Source organism: Paenibacillus sp. TSM33 (genome assembly GCF_056099025.1).
The window spans coordinates 91,360-109,719 of the sequence record NZ_JBLZXB010000018.1; the positions used below are offsets into that span (position 1 = coordinate 91,360).

The window sequence follows — 18,360 nt, forward strand, 5'->3', positions numbered from 1 at the left end:
TATTTAGACCTGATTCATTAAGACTATAACTGTGCGAATTACGAGGTTAATTCGAAACCAAAATTAGTTCTATAGGATTAATAAAAAGATACACATATGGTCATTTTGTCATAGATTGAAAGACGAATAAAACCAATTTGTACGTCCATACTATGGTCAACATGTCATCTTTCATCATGAATAATCATTAAAAACATAGAGAAAGAAGGTCTTTTTATGGAAGCATTTCATGTCAATCGTGATGGGTCATTATCTACTCCCTTACGAGGAAAGGACGTGCTAGCAAACCCTCTATTGAACAAAGGTGTGGCATTTACAGAAGAAGAACGCAGAGAACTGGGCTTGGAAGGAATTCTTCCTCCCACCGTCCTTTCATTGGAGAAACAGAGCGTTCGGGCATATCAGCAATTCCTGGCACAGCCCACCATGCTGCGTAAAAATGCTTCACTTAACGACCTTCACAATCGAAATGTCGTACTCTACTATCGACTGCTAACCGACCATCTGAGTGAAATGCTGCCTGTAGTCTACACACCGACTGTAGGAACCGCCATTCAAGAATACAGCCATGAGTACAACCGCCCTGGGGGCGTATATTTATCAATAGATAATCCGAACGGAATTGGACAGGCGTTCTATAATTCCGGCTTGCGTAGTGAGGATGTTGACCTGATCGTCGTGACGGATTCAGAAAGTATTTTGGGAATTGGTGACTGGGGTGTCGGGGGAATTAACATTGCTATTGGCAAACTTGCTGTATATACAGCTGCGGCAGGCATTCATCCCGGGCGGGTGCTGCCCATTGTACTGGATGTCGGCACGAATAACGAGAAGCTGCTGAATGATCCGCTATACATCGGAAACCGCCATAAACGAGTTCGCGGAGAAGCCTATCATCAATTTATTGATACCTTTATTAGTAAAACGTTAACCCAATTCCCGAAGGCGCTTTTGCATTGGGAGGATGTGGGCAGCGTGAACGCACGACACATTATAGGGAAATACGGTCAGAACATTCTCACCTTCAATGATGACATCCAAGGCACAGGAGCAGTGACATTGGCTGCGATTGTTTCGGCGGTAGGTGTCACCAAAACTCCGCTGCGTGAACAAAAAATACTTGTCTTTGGTCCAGGGGCAGCAGGAATCGGTAACGCCGACCAAATACGGAGCGCTATGATCGAGGACGGGCTTCCTGAAGAAGATTCATTCAGGTCGTTTTGGGCCTTTGATTATCGTGGGCTATTAACGGACGATATGGAAGATGTACTGGATTATCAGAAACCATATGTGCGTAGAAAGGAAGAAATCAGCTCATGGTCCCGTTCGGAAGACGATAAAATACCGTTGCTGGAGGTCATCCGTCAGGTAAAACCTACAATTTTGATTGGGACTTCCGGTGTAGCGGGTGCCTTTTCTGAAGAGATTATCAAGGAAATGGCAAAGCATGTGGAACGCCCGATCATTATGCCCATGTCCAATCCTACCAACCTTGCTGAAGCGGTACCCGAGGATTTGATACGATGGACTGATGGCAAAGCATTGATTGCTACGGGAAGTCCCTTTGAGCCCGTTACCTATAACGGTACGAAATTTGAAATTGGACAGGCGAACAATGCCTTTATTTTCCCGGGACTGGGTCTGGGTGCGATTGTGGTCAAGGCTAAAAGAATCACTCCTTCCATGTTTACCGCAGCTGCTGATGCCGTTGCCAATGCCGTAGATTCAAATGAACTTGGCGGTGCACTGCTGCCCCATATCCGAAAATTACGTGATGTCTCGTTCGCGGTTGCGGTTGCGGTAGCAAAGGCCGCAATTCAGGATCAGGTAGCTCAGGCACACCTTCCAAATATTGAACAAGCCATTCGGGATGCGATGTGGAAACCGGAATATGTGAAGGTCAAAGCCGTGGAAAGTATAGTCCATCACCCTCACTAATTCTTCACCCGAATCAAAAGCGGTTTGACATAACATAGGGAACGAATGTACAGTATTAGTCAAAAGAATAGGAAAGTCCACTAGGGGAGCCACTATGGCTGAGACAAGAATGAATCTTGGACCCTTTGAACCTGATCTAGTTCGTACTAGCGTAGGAAAGTGGAGCCTTCGTATATAAGGTTTCAAGCGTTTTTGCGCATTGAACCTATATTGAAGCCGCTCCAGTTTTCGGGGCGGCTTTTTGGCGTTGTTCCGAGAATTGTATCTTACGGGACTTCTTGTTCTCCATTTTTGTTGGAGGTGGGGAAATGAGCTTTTCGCAAGAGCTCCGTCGGCAGGCGGATGGCATTTTTCAAGCCATTTATGAGCATCCCTTTGTGAGAGGTATTGCTGAAGGAAATTTAACAAGGGAACAGCTGATTCACTATGTAAAACAAGACTTTGAATATTTGAACGCCTACATGCGGATTTACGGCATCGCGATCTCCAAAAGCACGAGCCGGGAGGATATGGCTGTATTTAACGAACAGATCTCTTTTATTCTCCACAGCGAGGTCCATCCGCATCAAAATTTTTGTGCTATCGCAGGTGTCACTTATGAAGAGATGCAGGGATATCCACTTGCCCCGTCCGCTCATCATTATATCCGCCATATGCTGACAGTCGCACATGAGGGTAGTCTTGGGGAAATCATGGCCGTGCTGCTGCCATGTCCATGGACATATCTTGAAATTGGACGCAGGCTAATGGATGAGGTAAGGCCAGACGAGTCTCATCCGTTCTATGAGTGGATTCGCTTCTATGGTAACCAGATTGAAGACGTAACTTCCAAATATCGAGAGCGTGTGGACGCTTGGGCGAAAGTCGCCACGGCTGCCGAGCGAGAGCGGATGATTGAGCATTTTATGCTAAGCTGCCAGCTGGAATATATGTTCTGGGATATGGCTTATAAGCAGGAACAATGGCCCGTCCAAATGCACGCTACGGTCTTGGAATAATCAGTATAGATGAGAGAGGATAAACATAATGAATATATGGGAACAAAGTTATTCGGAGCTCCTGACAAAGGTACAAAACAGCAACCCCCTCGTTCATAATATAACCAACGTGGTAGTCACCAACTTTACAGCCAACGGCCTGTATGCGCTGGGCGCTTCCCCGGTGATGGCTTATGCGCCCGAGGAAGTAGCAGATATGGCAAAAATAGCGGGCGCCGTCGTGTTAAATATCGGTACGCTAAACCGTGAGCTGGTGGATGCCATGATCATGGCTGGACAATCGGCGAATGCTCATGGTGTTCCAGTTCTGCTCGATCCGGTCGGTGCGGGAGCGACTAGCTTTAGAACCGAGTCAGCACTGCGGATCCTAAAAGAAGTTAAAATCTCACTAGTCCGGGGCAATGCAGCCGAAGTCGCCCATCTAATCGGAGAAGCCCGTGAGATTAAGGGGGTAGATGCAGGCGGCAGTGCTGACAGCAGTAATGTCGATCTGGCAGTTCGGGCTGCGCAAACGCTCCATACCATGGTTGCCATCACTGGAAAAGAGGACGTCATCACCGATGGGGTTGAAGTACGATTGATTAGTGGCGGAGACGCGCTGCTTACGAAGGTAACCGGAACAGGCTGCCTGCTGACCTCTGTGTTGGGCGCCTTTGCAGCAGTTGAACCCAACCTGCTGCTCGCAGGTACAGCAGGTTTGGCATTTTACGGTGCAGCGGCTTCCCGAGCCGCAGAGCATACCGCAAAGCTAGGGCCGGGCAGCTTCCAGATTGCCTTTCTCGACGAGCTTGCCAAACTACATACTGGTTCGCTGGAGGGGCATGTCACGATCCGTAAAGCCGGAACGACTACAGCAGGTGGTGCGCGATGAAAGACGTGCATGTACCGAGAGCGCTGACGATTGCCGGTTCAGACAGCGGCGGCGGGGCTGGAATTCAAGCCGATCTCAAAACCTTTCAGGAGCTTGGCGTATACGGTATGTCGGCTATTACGGCCATAACGGTACAAAATACTTTGGGAGTTCACGGTGTATATCCGCTGCCACAGGAAGCAACAGCGCAACAGATCGAAGCTGTAGGGTCAGATCTTGGAGTCGACGCCCTAAAGACTGGCATGCTGTTTGATGCAGGCATCATCCGTCTTGTGGCCGAGCAGATTCGAAAGTTCGGCTGGGAAAAGGTTGTCGTCGATCCTGTAATGATTGCCAAAGGGGGCGCAAAGCTGCTGCAACCCGAGGCGGTGCAGGCTTTGAACGACGACCTGCTCCCCTTGGCTCTGGTCGTCACACCAAATATCCCGGAAGCGGAGGCCTTAACCGGGATAAGCGTACGTACGATGGAGGATCGCCGCGAAGCTGCGAGACATATTAGCAGCCTGGGCCCCAAGTTCGTTGTGATCAAGGGCGGCCACGATGAGGAGAGCGAGAATAGCGGTCAGGTCATTGATCTCCTCTTTGACGGAACAGCCTTTACAGAGCTGGGCGGCAAGCGGGTGCGGACTGTCCATACACACGGAACAGGATGCACGTTTTCAGCAGCGATTACCGCTGAATTAGGGAAAGGCATATCTGTACCGGAAGCTATTTTGAATGGAAGAGCCTTTATTCAGGCAGCGATTGAGGATACGTTGTATTTGGGACAGGGACACGGTCCAACCAATCATTGGGCCTACCGCCGTCGTCAGGAGATCCTTCAATGAGCGGCCGGATATTACCTGAGATGATGCGGCGACATTTACAGATGTATCTGGTTCTCGGAAGCATGAACTGCCTTACGGAACCAAGTCGGGTCGTGCAGGAGGCTCTATCTGGTGGCACAACCATGATCCAGTTCCGGGAAAAGGGCCGCGGCGCGTTAACAGGGAGTCCTATGTTCAAACTTGCGCGTCAGCTACAAGATCTGTGCCGCCACGCTGGTATCCCCTTTATCGTCAATGACGATGTGGAGCTGGCTCTTGAGCTCAATGCCGACGGCGTCCACATCGGTCAGGACGATGAATCGGCTGATTCTGTACGCGCGCGAATTGGAAACCGAATTCTGGGCGTCTCCGCGCATACGATTGAGGAAGCACGTCGAGCCATTCTGCAAGGTGCGGACTATCTCGGCGTCGGGCCCATCTATCCCACCATCTCAAAGGACGATGCTCACGCCGTGCGGGGTCCAGCCATTTTGCATGAGATACGCAAAGCGGGAATTGACCTTCCGATCGTCGGGATCGGTGGCATTACGGTAGACCGTGTGGAGGAAGTGGTAGGTGCGGGTGCCGATGGTGTAGCGGTGATTTCGGCTGTGACGCAGGCAAAACAGATTCGAGCTGCTGCAGAGGAATTAAAACAAAAGGTATTGCTAAGCATCAACCATCCGGGGATGTCCCCAAAACTATAGAAATGCTATATACCTTCCTTCACCCTTGTCACTTCTATAATTCACGCAAGAGCCTCATTTCCACTAATAAAGTAGGAATGAGGCTCTGTGTTGTAACAAATTAATCTTTAACAACTTGAATTCTTGTGTTCTTTTTCTCAGCAATAAGTAATCCTAGCAAAATGTACCCCCTATACAATATCCCCATGAACAGAACAATACCAACGATTGAAACAAGAATAAGTAGAATATTCGCTATAAATAAAATAATCGCCATAGTCAAAAATATCCCCCCCAAAAGATACTGATTTTTAAGCTTTCTATCCCCAGTACACTTGAGCTTGTTGAATACCTGATTAACTATAAATATATGTCAATCGTCTTTTCTAATATTCGTATAGCATTCGAGAACAATTAGAAAACGATATTTAATTATATTGGTTTTGGGTTCCCCACTCACATAACCCTTCCAAAACAGGCAATAGTGTTTCCGCTTTTTCTGTGAGGCTGTACTCGACTTTAGGGGGAACTTGCGGATACTCTTTCCGATTCACCAATCCATCCGCTTCCAATTCCTTTAGCTGTGAACTCAGCGTTTTATATGTAATAGCTCCGATTTGTCTTTTTAGATCATTAAAGCGAACCACTTGGTTTTCGGCCAGAAGATAAATAATAACCATTTTCCATTTACCACCAATAACAGACAATGTATAACCAAAAGGTGTATCTTGAATATTTTTAACTTTACCTTTAAATTCAGCCATACTCATATTCACACTATCCTTTCGGGTAGTACCTATCAAATTAGTGCGTACTACGTTTTTATTTGCGTTCAGTTTATACTAACCGTAATTTGAAGTAAAGGAGAGAAAATATGACTAAAACAATACGCCTGTTAATGCCGCAATGGCAAGGAGGAAACAATCCTAACTACTCTTTTGGAGCTGAACTGCTGGCTTGGCTAGCCCCAGACAATGCTCAACCCCTTATTCATGTTCCAGTTCAAGCTTATGATGGAACTCCGCTTGCCAACGAGAACGGTATGTATGGGAGAAAACAGCTACTTGAACAATTAGAGGCTGCTCAACATATCATTGACGCTCATAAGCCAGATCGCATAGTAATGTTTGGTGGTGACTGCTTAGTCGAGCAAGCCCCATTTGCCTATTTAAACGAACGATACGGCGGAGAATTAGGATTAATTTGGATTGATGCTCACAGTGATTTAGTTAGATATGTGGGCTATGATAACGGACATACATTACCGCTTGGGAACCTTTTGGGAGAAGGAGATGAGGAGTTCGCAAAACATGTGAAAATTCCTCTTAAACCTGAAAATGTCTTTATCGCTGGATTAGCAGCTCCTACAGAAGAAGAAACAAAAGAATTTTCAGAGACATTTCAAAAGCTAGGTGTTACCACTACAGAAACAGATACTGAAGTAATTCAAAGATTAGGGATTCGAACTGCTGGGACCCAAGAGTTAACGACCAGTACCGCATCTATAAAAGAATGGATTAAAGAAAGCGGCATCAAGCACCTGGCGATTCACCTTGATTTAGATGTACTTGATCCAAAAGTATTTCGTTCTTTAATATTCGCCAACCCTGAAGCTCCCTATAATCTTTCTCCTGCGGGAACAATGCAAATACCTCAACTACTTCATCTGATTAAAGAACTATCTGAAGAAACCGATGTAGTTGGGTTAGGTATAACCGAACATATGCCGTGGGATTCCATTAACTTGAAGAATCTGCTTGGGGAAATACCTATTTTAAATAATTAATTTTACTCATAATCTGTACATGTAATTTGACTTAATTTTCGTAATGGAATTATTAGAAATTCGTTTGAATTAGAGTATTGTGTAAAGAAAGGACTCCTGGGGATTTATGCTGTTATGGAGTCCTTTTTTATTTTTTATTTTCATTTATTAATTTTAGTACTGGATTAAGGAACTCTTCAAAAAAGAAGTTGGACGTGCAAAGCAAAGAATCTACATAAAATAACACCTCAATTATGTGACTTGAATAGCTCAGTACCGAATAAAAAGGAATAATCAGGAGGTCAAGTAGTCGCTCGCTCTACTAATTTGAATTCCAAAGGATGTAATTCTTCATGAAGCCCCTCTAGGGCATTTCGAATCATGATGAATCCATTTTCCGCTTGCTTGTCAATCGGGTAATGGATGGTGGTTAAATCAAGCAAATGTGAAATTTCGGTGTTATCAAAGCCCACCACTGCAACCTCACTCGGTACAGAAACACCGAGCCTGCGTACTTCGGTCAACAGCCCTGCAGCCAAATAGTCGGTAGAACATGCGAAGGCATCAGGCTTGTTGGGCTGTTCACCCCACCAGTGGGCAATTTGTTCACCCGCTTCGATTGAATTTAAACCATAAAAATGAGTGAAGGCATCGGCGTCCAAATCATATTTTTGGCAAAAATCATGATAAGCTCGTATGCGCTCCTTCGTATTCAGCCCCCTCATATTCCCATATACATTCACAATGTTGCGATAGCCTTTGGCATACAGATGCTCCAGCGCAAGCATGTACCCCTGATACTGATCCATAAATACAGACGGAATTGCCTCAATCTTCACACGCTGCCACGTCACAATTGGACCATATTTGGTGTAGTGTTCAATCACACTCCACTCATTGACGCGAATCATACAGACCAAGGCGTCCAGTTGCTTTCTCCGCAACATTTCCAGTGCTTCAAGCTCCCGTTCCTTTTCCCCATTCGTAATAAACAACGTTATATTAAAACCATGCTCCTGAGCATAGGTTGTAAATCCACGCACAAATAAACCCAAAGAATCATTAAAAGAAATCGAAATAATTCCTATGAGCTTGGTCATGCCCTTTTTTAATGAAACCGCATTCAAATTAGGAACATAATCCAGTTGGTCTATGACCTCCTGCACACGCTGCCTTGTCGGTTCACTTACGTATGGATGGTTATTAATGACACGGGACACCGTTGCCGAGGATACGCCCGCCAGCTTTGCAATTTCATGAATATTCGCCACATATCTCACCTCGTTCTTTCTATTTTAGCATGTTCGGGTTAAGCGTGTTCATGGTCACGTCCTATAGTTGTCACCCTCCGAAAATAGGTTTTTTAAAAGCGCTTGACCTGTAATGCATTACAGGGATTACAGTGAACTTGTGCTTAAGAAAACGGTTTAAAAAACATACTTAGGAGGCACTAACTATGAAAAAAGGCATAAAAATTGCAACCATTGGTGGAGGCTCCAGCTATACACCAGAATTAGTAGAAGGCTTTATCAAACGCTATGCAGAGCTTCCCATTCGGGAATTATGGCTGGTAGATATTGAGGCAGGACGTGAAAAGCTGGAGATCGTGGGAGCCATGGCTCAACGGATGGTGAAGGCCGCTGGCATTGATTGTGAGGTACACTTGACGCTGGATCGCCGGGAAGCCTTGAAAGATGCCGATTTTGTCACGACTCAATTTCGGGTAGGCTTGCTGGAAGCCCGGATTAAAGATGAAAGCATTCCTTTAAAACACGGCATGATCGGTCAGGAAACCAATGGGGCCGGGGGCATGTTCAAAGCTTTTCGCACCATCCCCGTTATCCTCAGCATCGTTGAAGATATGAAAGAACTGTGTCCCAATGCATGGTTGATTAATTTCACCAACCCTGCGGGTATGGTTACTGAAGCGGTGCTTCGTTATGGTCAGTGGGATAAAGTTATCGGATTATGCAATGTTCCCATCGGCGCGATCAAGAGTGCATCAGCGGTGCTGGACAAACCGGAAGAAGAACTGTTCTTTAAGTTTGCAGGGATTAACCACCTGCATTGGCACAAAGTTTATGACAAAACCGGAGCCGAATTAACAGAGCAGGTCATAGAAGGACTGTATGCGCCTGGCGCAAAACCGGAGAAGGTCGTTGAGAATATTAAGAACATGTACTTCCTGTATGATCAGGTTCGTCACTTGAAAATGCTGCCTTGTCCTTACCATCGGTATTACTACATGACCGATAACATGCTTAAGGAAGAATTAGAGGAAGCCAAAAACGAAGGAACTCGGGGACAAGTGGTCAAACGTCTGGAAGAAAGTCTGTTTGAATTGTACAAAGATCCAAATCTGGATTACAAACCAGAGGAATTATCCAAACGCGGCGGTGCGCATTACAGCGATGCTGCCTGTGAAATCATTAATTCCATTTATAACAACAAAGGCACATTGATGGTAGTTAGTACGCGTAACAATGGTGCGATTGATGATGTCCCTTATGATAGCGCCATCGAAGTAACTAGTGTCATTCGCGCCCATGGTGCGGAGCCCGTTAACTTCGGCAAATTCCCTCCAGCACAACGAGGCCTGCTGCAAGTTATGAAGGCAATGGAAGAACTGACAATTGAAGCGGCGGTCACCGGTGACTATGCAACAGCACTGCAAGCCTTCACCCTGAATCCGCTCGTACCAAGCGGGGACATTGCTCAAACCGTGCTGGATGAATTGCTGGAAGCACACAAAGAGCATTTGCCTCAATTCTTTGCTCATAAGGAGAAGGAGAAGGCGACGGCGACGGTATAAAGCTAGCAGCAATCATCCTGCTGGAACACAAAAAAGCTTCCTACATGCATGTAGGAAGCTTTTTGCTATACGTCCCAGGAGTACTTGCTAGGACGTTGGTGTTATTGGGTTTGTCAAATTTATATGTAGAGGATGTGTAGATTACCTTAATTTTATAATTCCACATTTAAAGCCACCTAGTGTTACTAATATCATAAAACCTTATTATTTCAACATTAATAGGCTTTTTGACTGTTAAAGATGCTCTTATAAATAAAGGTTCAATCTTTATTGGGAACAGTAGCTTCAAACCCTGCTACGATTTGCCAAGAGCTCCGCCGGAATAATGGGTCAGGGGGGTCTTACCGTGCTGAGACATCTCAGAAGAGTTATGTCCAGCGACGTCGGACTTCAATTCCTGTAGGCAAATGGACGCCAGAGCTTGCTGGCATCATCGAAGACAAGCTTCAAGCGACCTGGTCTCCTGAGCAAATCACAGAACGACACCGTCAAGAAGGACAGGAGTTCGTGTGCTTTAAAACGATCTATCGCTGGCTGTTCTCAGGCACAAAGGCAAGCGTCAGAAGCCCTCTGAGACACGGGGGAAGTATGGTGTGGGCAAGTCGATTTTCCAGCATCCGAAAGAAGTACGTTCACGTAAGTGTCTGGGCTGGAGAACCGCTCACGAATCCTTTTCAGAGGAACTGTCGCACTTGGCTTGACAATCCGTCATTAAGCTTATTGATAAATTTGTTAGACTTTTTAAAGTATGATCTCCGTTGAAAAAGCAATAACCGCTTTCCCCGTAATTTGAACTAATACGGGTTTTCCCTGTTCCTTTTTCACATGAACATGCATTGTTCCCTCTCTTTTGATTGCCTCACCTTGTAAAATATCAAAATCAAAAGACTGCTCATTCTCATTTTGCAAAATGTTATAGTGTACCAAATAGGCTCCAAGCGGTCCATTTGCATTTCCTGTCACCGGGTCTTCAGCTATTCCAATTGCAGGAGCAAACATTCTTCCGTGAACCAATATATCCTCTTGTGGATTTAATGTAAAAACATAATATCCATTACATCCAATATGCTTGCTGATTTCTGTAAGCTTCTGCAAATCAGGTTTTAAACTATGTAGTATTTCATTGGAGTAAATCGGAACCATTACCTTAGAATGACCTGTTGAAGATATCGCAACTGGATATTCCATGCAAATATCTTTACAAGAAATACCTAACGCATTTGCAATCTGACTTCTTATTTCATCATTTAAAGGCTCTGATACAGAAGGTTCTCCCTGTGTCATTACAATAGAATAGTCATCTTCATGCTTTATAACATCAACAGGCAATATACCTGCTTTTGTTTTCTGAATAATTCTTCCAGTTTCAGCTTTTCTCTCAATTGCATAAATGTAATGTGCTGCTACTGTTGCATGACCACAAATTGGAACCTCTGTTGTTGGAGTAAAAAATCTTACTTCAACATTATAATTTGAAGAATCTGTTTTAAAAATAAATGCAGTTTCCGAATTATTTAATTCTCTTGCAATTCTCTGCATCTGATCATCTGTAAGTCCATTTGCATTTGGAACAACCCCAGCAGGGTTACCATGAAATCTACTTTTTGTAAATGAGTCTACTTGATATATTCTATATTTTTTCATAATTTCGCCTCTATAAATACTAGTTTGTCTGTCTATTAAATCTGATATTAACATACTTTTTAGGCAGTTTCACTTAAATTAAAAGATGTAATATGGCCCTTTAATGAAAACGAACTGATCCTTATTATAGAATCGCGCTCTTTTATGGAAGATTGTTATTAAACTAAAGCCGCAGTTAGCTGAAATGGTCTTCTCAATCCTTATCTAAAAATGGAAAAAATCTTTTATGATTATAGATACTTTTAGATTCTGCCACGCCTGTTGAGTAACTCAATTCATTAAACAAGAGGTGCACTGAAGAAGAACGTGCTGAATCTGAATCAGCCATTCAACAGGTGGCGAACCCATTGGGATGAGTTCGCTACCTTTTTTAAATACCCACTAGAGATTCGCAGACTCATCTACACCACCAATAGGATTGAGAGCTACCATCGCCAACTTCTTAAGGTGACGAAAGGAAGAAGCATCCTTCCTACCGATGAAGCCTTACTTAATCTGCTCTATCTGGCTACCATCGACGTCACTCGAAAATGGACAGGTCGTGTCCAAAACTGAGGCCAAATGTTGCTCCAGATGTCGGTCTTTTTCCCCGATCGGGTCGGTCAACACTTGCGATAAATCGCTACTTCCCCCTCGGGGGAATCTGTGCCTGAAAGAGTTTTCATAAAACTTTTGACAGACCCTCCTTTTCAGAGGAACTGTCCCACTTAGCTTGACAATCCGTAATATAAAAAAAAGGGATTCTGCATCAGTGACCGAAGCCCTGACCGAAGCCCTAATTTCTCACAAATCCATTTATATCAACGGTATGTGACTGATTTAATTACGTCCCAGGAGGGATTCGAACCCCCGACCGACGGCTTAGAAGGCCGTTGCTCTATCCAGCTGAGCTACTGGGACAAAATGATAATCCATAAAACCTTATGTATTCAGTGCATTAATGATTATATCACATTTTGTGCAACTGTCAAAAGCATTTTTTTCATTATACAGGAAAGCAGGCTGCAAAAGGAATCATTTGGACGCTAACGGGGTATTATGTACAAAGAACGATGCCAAAAAGGAGGGGTTAATCCGTGAGGGGCCTGTTGTCTTCACTTTGTTATTTTAGCATTTTTTTCGCACCTTTTCTGGTGCCGGTCATTGTGTGGATTGCAGTCCGGGACGAATATGTTCAGGGACACGCGAAAAAAGCCATTTTATCGCACATTTTCCCCATTATTGCGGCGATTCCGCTAGTTTATTTTATTATCACTGCCAATCATGCAGGTTCGGTTATCGGGTATGTACTGCTATTCGTAGTGGTCTATCTCGGCGTTTTTGTCTATAACATCTACAAAGGGATCATGACGCTACGTGAAGCGGCCTAATGCAAAAGAAGCCTCCTGCATTCGCAAATTTGCCGAATATGGAGGCTTCTTTGGGATCATTTTTGATGAGTTGCTTTAGTTCACTGGTAACTTATTTATTCCCAAAGCGTTTAGGACTTCTTCGTACCTCATGTCTTACGTTTTTCTCCAGCACTTCTTCCGCGAACTCATTGTTATGAATATAACTGCTGCCTTTGTTTTTCTTATACTTCGCTTTGCCGTCTATGATTTCCCCCTCCTTTCACGCTGATCTGGCGATGGCGTCGGTGTCCAAATTAACAAAATCCGAGGTATAGCACACCATATCCTCATGCCCCGAACTCCTTGGCAAACTCTGTACTAAGCTGCCCATAGGAGAGTAATTCTCTTTTGAACTTTTCCCGTTCTTCACCAGCGGTAATGTGCGTAGAATCCGTAAAAGCCTTGTCGGTCACTTCTTCAAATGCCGAATGCAGATTATTGTCATACCAATCCAGCTCCAGGTCGGCATCATTGCGGATGATCCGTACCATGTCATAGTCAGGCTGACCATCCTTCTGATTCGTGGCTGTAATATAAACCAGCAGCTCGGGGTCATCTGCGGCACCGGGACGCACTTCTACCTCAGCACAGCGCACTCCGTCAAGTTCAGTGAAGCGGCGGATTTTGGCATCCTTGATGTAGTACATGGTCTCCCTCCTTCCTCACGAGTGGCGGGTTGCCCCATCTGTAGTTTTCGGAACGGACAGACATTTTATGCTTCATTTCGGCATATATACTGATGAACTGGGGATTTAGTTTTTGATTCATTCCAACACTGGATGAACACGACAAAGAGAGGATGAATATACATGTGCGGAATTACAGGTTTCATACAGTGGAACGGAGATTTAATGCATCAATCTGAGCTGCTGCTGAATATGACGCAAACGCTCTCCGATCGCGGACCGGATGCTGCGGGTACCTGGATATCCAATCCGTGTGCCTTCGGACACCGAAGACTAAGCGTAATGGACCCGGAAAACGGCGCTCAGCCCATGATCCGGCAGCTTGAGGATATCACTTATACGATTGTATATAACGGGGAAATATATAACGCGCCTGAGCTGAAAAAAGAGCTGCAACAACGCGGGCATTTTTTCCGTACACAATGTGACACAGAGGTACTGCTCGAATCTTATATCGAATGGGGCCCGGATTGTGTAGATCGGTTGAACGGCATTTTTGCCTTTGCGGTCTGGGATAGTGAACGAGAGCAAGTATTTCTCGCACGAGATCGACTGGGAGTGAAGCCCCTATTTTATAGCCAAACTGAAGATATATTCGTATTTGGCTCTGAACCGAAAGCCCTGCTCCAGCATCCAGCGGTAGAGGCAGCAGTGGATGCCGAGGGATTGGCAGAAATTTTTATCATTGGGCCTGCACGCACCCCCGGACACGGCGTCTATTCGTCGATGAAGGAGCTGCGTCCCGGACATACCCTCACCTACAGCCGCGACGGCGTACGCATTCAAGCCTATTGGAAGCTGGAAAGCATTGCGCATGAGGATAACACCGAAGAAACGGCACTCAAGGTACGAGAACTGTTAATGGATACCGTTGAGCGGCAGCTTATTTCGGATGTACCGGTATGTACCTTATTGTCTGGCGGACTGGATTCAAGTGCTCTGTCCGCATTAGCAGTTGATTATTACAAACGTACCGGGCAGGGACAAGTTCATACGTATTCGGTCGATTATGTGGACAACGACAAGCATTTTAAAGCCCATGCGTTCCAGCCCGGAGCCGATGCTCCCTGGATACAGCGGATGGTTGATGAACTAGGGACAAATCATCACTGGATTGAATTCGATACACCAGAAGTTGTTGCAGCTCTGAACAACTCCACGCTAACGCGGGATTTACCCGGAATGGCAGACGTGGATTCGTCACTGTATCTCTTTTGCCGGGAGATTAAAAAAGGGGCTACCGTTGCCATTTCTGGTGAAGCAGCGGATGAAGTGTTTGGCGGATATCCGTGGTTCCATCGGGAGGATATGCTGAACTCAGGCACATTCCCGTGGGCGGTTGCTCCCGATATGAGAGCGAGTCTGCTATCCCCCGAAGTGCGGGACTGGATCAAGCCGCTGGAGTATTTGAACGACCGTTACTCAGAAGCAGTCGGAGAAGTACCGAAGCTACCGGGAGAAACAGGAAAAGCTGCACAAATGCGCGTCATGTCCTATTTGAACATCACCCGCTTTATGCCTACCCTGCTGGATCGCAAGGATCGGATGAGTATGGGGGTCGGACTCGAAGTACGGGTGCCGTATTGCGATCATCGGTTGGTGCAATATGTATGGAACATTCCGTGGAGCATTAAGATGACAGGCGGACGTGAAAAAGGTATTTTGCGCAAAGCGCTGGAGGGCGTATTGCCGGATGATGTGCTTTATCGTAAAAAAAGCCCGTATCCCAAAACGCATAATCCCTCCTATCTTGCTGCTGTGAAAAAGCAGACGCTGCAACTGCTGGATGATTCCTCTTCCCCACTGCTCAAGCTGATCGATACGAAAAAGATACGGGATATTGCCGCCTCACCGGAGGCATCCACCAATCTGCCTTGGTTTGGCCAGCTAATGTCGGGTCCTCAGTTGTTTGCTTACTTGACGCAAGTGGATAACTGGCTGCGCACTTACAAGGTGGCTATTCGATAAAATGTGCTAACTGCTTAAGCCGTAAATTATGAGGTGGTAACCGCCTGTTTTTCTCGATGCATACGATACGTGGAACAGAAAATACCAAAAAGGCTATCCGCAGCCTATGACTGACGGATAGCCTTTTTTTCGTATATGACAGGTATATTATTCGCCCTGCTACCAAACTATGCCTGTGGATTTCCCAGCTTTGTTGCCAAATTACGCAGGGCTATGCCTCGGTGACTGATAGCCTGCTTTTGTTCCAACGTCAGCTCCGCCATTGTCTTTTCAAACTCTGGCAAATAGAACAGCGGATCATACCCAAACCCACCGCTGCCCGCGGTTTCAGTCGTAATCCAGCCCTCCACGGAGCCCGTCGATTCCAACGTCTCCCCAGTCTGTGGATTATACAGAATCAAGGTACAGACGAATTGAGCCGGGCTTAGCAAAGGCTGTCCGGTATCATCACCAAGCTGCTTTGATTCCAGAACATCAAGCAGCTTGATATTGTTTTCGTGATCGCTGGCGCCTTCTCCCGCATAACGGGCCGAATATACGCCTGGCGCACCGTCCAGCAAATCCACGCACAGGCCGGAATCATCGGCCAGCACAGGCAATCCGAGCACATCTCCCACCGCTTTGGCTTTTTTCAGCGCATTTTCGGCAAAGGTTGTGCCATCCTCAACGACATCAGGAATGTCTGGATAATCGTACATACTTCTGACTTCCTTGCCAAACGGCGCAAAAGCATGTGCAAATTCCCGCACCTTCCCTTTATTCTTCGTAGCGACAATGACAACCGGACCATCCAGTCGCATTAGGCCCCAGCTCCTGTACGTCCAGCACCAATCTTATCAGCAATCGGTCCGAGCACTTCTTTTTGGCGCTCAATCATTTGCAGAATCCCTTGTTCGCCCAAGCTAAGCAGCTGATCCAATTCCTGACGGTCGAATGGGCTTTCTTCCCCTGTACCTTGCAGCTCAACGTACTTTCCACTGCCAGTCATGACGAGATTCATGTCCACCTTGGCCTTTGAATCCTCTTCATAATTCAGATCCAGCAGCGCCTTGTCACCAACAACCCCTACGCTGACAGAAGCCAGGAAATCCGTAATAGGGAAAACAGGCAACTTGTGCTGGATCGCAATTTTATTTACTGCAATCGCCAATGCTACGAAAGAACCGGTAATGGAGGTTGTACGTGTCCCGCCGTCCGCCTGAATGACGTCACAGTCCAACGTAATCGTCCGTTCACCAAGCGCCTGCAAATTGACAACCGAACGCAACGCTCTTCCGATCAGACGCTGAATTTCCATAGTACGGCCTGTCAACTTGCCGCGCGCAGCTTCACGCTGATTGCGGCTATGTGTCGCCCGCGGAAGCATGGAATATTCGGCGGTCACCCAGCCTTTTCCTTGGCCCTTCATAAAGGGGGGAACGCGTTCTTCCACTGTAGCCGTACAGATGACTTTCGTCTCGCCAACCTCTATAAAAACAGAGCCCTCCGCGTATTTATTTACTCCTGCTGTCAATTTCATCGGGCGCAGCTCATCACCGTTTCGTCCGTTAGATCTACTCATGCTTTTTCCTCCTACGTCGTATGCAACCTGTTCTTATATGTTTATTTTACCAAAGTGTGCAGGCAAAAGCACCCCAAGGACGATTCCCTGTCCTTAAAGAGGAATTTCGTTAATGTGCTGCGGCTTGGCTACAGGCTCTCCATAATTTTGATTATTTTGTCCAATCACGCTTTTCTCACCATTCAGTTCAATCCGAATCTTCGTTTTAACCGCATCATCCGAATTGTCCGCTGCTGTCAGTACGACCGATTCCAAAAATTCAGCAGGTACGGCCTCCCCTTTGGCAAACATATCATCCGAGAGTGATACCGTAATGACGTTATCTTTGGAGCGTTCTACCGATTTCAGCGCCGTCTCCCCTGTCATCACTTCCTGCAATCCATCCTTGGTCTGTGGCCCTTGAATTAATTGATGCAGAGCGGACTGGACACGATCTTTTTCCGGACTGACCAGTCGTGTTACAGGTACATAATATTGTACTCCAGCAGGCGAAGATGAAGAGAAATATACGGTGACCGGACTGGAATCCAGGGGAGTCACGCCATGACCGACCTCCAAATTAATCCCTACTGCGCGCGTCAGCGGATGGTCGAGCGGTGTGCCGCCAACAGGCATTTCGTTCAGCTTTTTACCATCCACCCAAATCTGCACGCTTTTAATATCGGGACGATCGGTCAAGGTCCAAGTCAAGCTTTCCATTAATTTGCGTTCTTCCTGTGGCTTATAGTTGGCGAAAGATTTGTTAAATTCGACAACAGCCAGCTTGTTATCCTTGTCCACTGTCACACTTTTCACTTCTGTACCCTGAGGCAGTACACCTTTAAATCCTTCTGGTAATAAGCCGGCATAAGGTCCGCCCTCAACCAGTGTTTCCAGCGCCGACTTGGCATCTGCCTGTACATCGCCTGAAGCAATCGGTAAAGATACAGGGGCCAGCAAGCCGTTATGATCTTGCAAAAAAACAGCCCTCAACTGCCCGGTAGTGGCAGGTGCTTTTCCGGTTACAGCCTTAATCATGGACTGCTCTGTCGTGGACGGCGGAGGGTCAATGGACGCGGCTTCGTTGCCGAAAAGGCTGCATCCGGACAACAACAGGGGCAGGGATAGCAGCCCGGCTACAGAGGTCATACGCCATGGGTGTTTTATGTTCATAAATGAAGTTCCTCCCTAACAATTTTGTACAGATTGTACTAATATGTATACGAGCCCCGCGTAAAAAATAACTATTTTTTTA

16 protein-coding genes, 1 tRNA gene, 2 pseudogenes and 1 riboswitch are annotated in these 18,360 nt (G+C 46.1%); of the genes and pseudogenes, 11 read left to right on the plus strand and 8 right to left on the minus strand.

Annotated features, from left to right (window positions below):
- Nucleotides 1-216: 216 nt before the first annotated feature.
- The 5 genes from ACN6NF_RS19395 to thiE all read left to right on the plus strand — a co-directional run bounded on the left by ACN6NF_RS19395 (nt 217) and on the right by thiE (nt 5,320).
- The gene (locus ACN6NF_RS19395) at nt 217-1,938 is read left to right on the plus strand and encodes an NAD-dependent malic enzyme (protein ID WP_474319137.1); all 1,722 of its coding nucleotides are present in this window, start codon (nt 217-219) and stop codon (nt 1,936-1,938) included.
- A 72-nt stretch (nt 1,939-2,010) separates the two neighbouring features.
- Nucleotides 2,011-2,113: riboswitch (TPP riboswitch) on the plus strand.
- A 133-nt stretch (nt 2,114-2,246) separates the two neighbouring features.
- On the plus strand, nt 2,247-2,936 hold the full coding sequence (gene tenA, locus ACN6NF_RS19400) for a thiaminase II (RefSeq protein WP_474319138.1): 690 nt from the start codon (nt 2,247-2,249) through the stop codon (nt 2,934-2,936).
- Nucleotides 2,937-2,964: 28 nt separating this feature from the next.
- Nucleotides 2,965-3,807: a hydroxyethylthiazole kinase gene (thiM, locus tag ACN6NF_RS19405; RefSeq protein ID WP_474319139.1), complete on the plus strand. Its 843-nt coding sequence runs from the start codon at nt 2,965-2,967 to the stop codon at nt 3,805-3,807.
- Nucleotides 3,804-4,634 carry a bifunctional hydroxymethylpyrimidine kinase/phosphomethylpyrimidine kinase gene (gene thiD / locus ACN6NF_RS19410; RefSeq protein ID WP_474319140.1) on the plus strand — a complete coding sequence of 277 codons (831 nt, stop codon included), beginning with the start codon at nt 3,804-3,806 and terminating at the stop codon, nt 4,632-4,634. The genes thiM and thiD overlap by 4 nt, the downstream gene beginning before the upstream one ends.
- Complete coding sequence (gene thiE, locus ACN6NF_RS19415; protein ID WP_474319141.1) at nt 4,631-5,320, plus strand: thiamine phosphate synthase; 690 nt, start codon at nt 4,631-4,633, stop codon at nt 5,318-5,320. The genes thiD and thiE overlap by 4 nt, the downstream gene beginning before the upstream one ends.
- A 407-nt stretch (nt 5,321-5,727) precedes the next feature.
- Here thiE and ACN6NF_RS19420 read toward each other — a convergent pair whose 3' ends face one another.
- Complete coding sequence (locus tag ACN6NF_RS19420) at nt 5,728-6,069, minus strand: winged helix-turn-helix transcriptional regulator (RefSeq protein ID WP_474319142.1); 342 nt, start codon at nt 6,067-6,069, stop codon at nt 5,728-5,730.
- Nucleotides 6,070-6,173: 104 nt separating this feature from the next.
- Here ACN6NF_RS19420 and ACN6NF_RS19425 point away from each other — a divergent pair, with 104 nt between their 5' ends.
- Nucleotides 6,174-7,085: an arginase family protein gene (locus ACN6NF_RS19425; protein ID WP_474319143.1), complete on the plus strand. Its 912-nt coding sequence runs from the start codon at nt 6,174-6,176 to the stop codon at nt 7,083-7,085.
- Nucleotides 7,086-7,366: 281 nt separating this feature from the next.
- Here the strand turns inward: ACN6NF_RS19425 and ACN6NF_RS19430 are convergent, their stop codons facing one another.
- On the minus strand, nt 7,367-8,335 hold the full coding sequence (locus ACN6NF_RS19430; protein WP_474319144.1) for a LacI family DNA-binding transcriptional regulator: 969 nt from the start codon (nt 8,333-8,335) through the stop codon (nt 7,367-7,369).
- Between the two features lie 185 nt (nt 8,336-8,520).
- On the opposite strand from ACN6NF_RS19430, the gene ACN6NF_RS19435 reads away from it, so the two are divergent.
- Together ACN6NF_RS19435 and ACN6NF_RS19440 are read left to right on the plus strand one after the other, a co-directional pair.
- The gene (locus ACN6NF_RS19435; RefSeq protein WP_474319145.1) at nt 8,521-9,876 is read left to right on the plus strand and encodes a 6-phospho-beta-glucosidase; all 1,356 of its coding nucleotides are present in this window, start codon (nt 8,521-8,523) and stop codon (nt 9,874-9,876) included.
- Between the two features lie 294 nt (nt 9,877-10,170).
- A pseudogene (locus ACN6NF_RS19440) lies at nt 10,171-10,526 on the plus strand (transposase family protein); the annotation flags it as partial.
- A gap of 91 nt (nt 10,527-10,617) precedes the next feature.
- Here the strand turns inward: ACN6NF_RS19440 and ACN6NF_RS19445 are convergent.
- Nucleotides 10,618-11,520, minus strand: a complete 903-nt coding sequence (locus ACN6NF_RS19445) for a PhzF family isomerase (RefSeq protein WP_474319146.1) — start codon at nt 11,518-11,520, stop codon at nt 10,618-10,620.
- A 363-nt stretch (nt 11,521-11,883) separates the two neighbouring features.
- Here ACN6NF_RS19445 and ACN6NF_RS19450 point away from each other — a divergent pair.
- Nucleotides 11,884-12,138, plus strand: a pseudogene (locus ACN6NF_RS19450) (transposase); the annotation flags it as partial.
- Nucleotides 12,139-12,346: 208 nt separating this feature from the next.
- Here ACN6NF_RS19450 and ACN6NF_RS19455 read toward each other — a convergent pair.
- Nucleotides 12,347-12,420: transfer RNA gene (locus ACN6NF_RS19455), tRNA-Arg, on the minus strand.
- A 176-nt stretch (nt 12,421-12,596) separates the two neighbouring features.
- On the opposite strand from ACN6NF_RS19455, the gene ACN6NF_RS19460 reads away from it, so the two are divergent.
- Nucleotides 12,597-12,890: a magnetosome magnetite crystal formation protein family gene (locus ACN6NF_RS19460; protein ID WP_474319147.1), complete on the plus strand. Its 294-nt coding sequence runs from the start codon at nt 12,597-12,599 to the stop codon at nt 12,888-12,890.
- Nucleotides 12,891-13,198: 308 nt separating this feature from the next.
- Here the strand turns inward: ACN6NF_RS19460 and ACN6NF_RS19465 are convergent, their stop codons facing one another.
- Nucleotides 13,199-13,558, minus strand: a complete 360-nt coding sequence (locus tag ACN6NF_RS19465; RefSeq protein ID WP_031462108.1) for a hypothetical protein — start codon at nt 13,556-13,558, stop codon at nt 13,199-13,201.
- A 162-nt stretch (nt 13,559-13,720) separates the two neighbouring features.
- Here ACN6NF_RS19465 and asnB point away from each other — a divergent pair, with 162 nt between their 5' ends.
- On the plus strand, nt 13,721-15,565 hold the full coding sequence (asnB, locus tag ACN6NF_RS19470; RefSeq protein WP_474319148.1) for an asparagine synthase (glutamine-hydrolyzing): 1,845 nt from the start codon (nt 13,721-13,723) through the stop codon (nt 15,563-15,565).
- Nucleotides 15,566-15,732: 167 nt separating this feature from the next.
- Here the strand turns inward: asnB and ACN6NF_RS19475 are convergent, their stop codons facing one another.
- From ACN6NF_RS19475 to ACN6NF_RS19485, 3 genes are all read right to left on the minus strand, one after another.
- Complete coding sequence (locus tag ACN6NF_RS19475; protein ID WP_013372746.1) at nt 15,733-16,365, minus strand: XTP/dITP diphosphatase; 633 nt, start codon at nt 16,363-16,365, stop codon at nt 15,733-15,735.
- Nucleotides 16,365-17,126 (minus strand): ribonuclease PH, encoded by a 762-nt coding sequence (rph, locus tag ACN6NF_RS19480; RefSeq protein ID WP_013372747.1) that lies wholly within the window; start codon nt 17,124-17,126, stop codon nt 16,365-16,367. Before rph ends, ACN6NF_RS19475 begins: the two co-directional genes overlap by 1 nt.
- A 93-nt stretch (nt 17,127-17,219) precedes the next feature.
- Entirely contained in the window at nt 17,220-18,278 is a 1,059-nt protein-coding gene (locus tag ACN6NF_RS19485) for a GerMN domain-containing protein (RefSeq protein WP_016818532.1), read from the minus strand.
- Nucleotides 18,279-18,360: the final 82 nt, after the last annotated feature.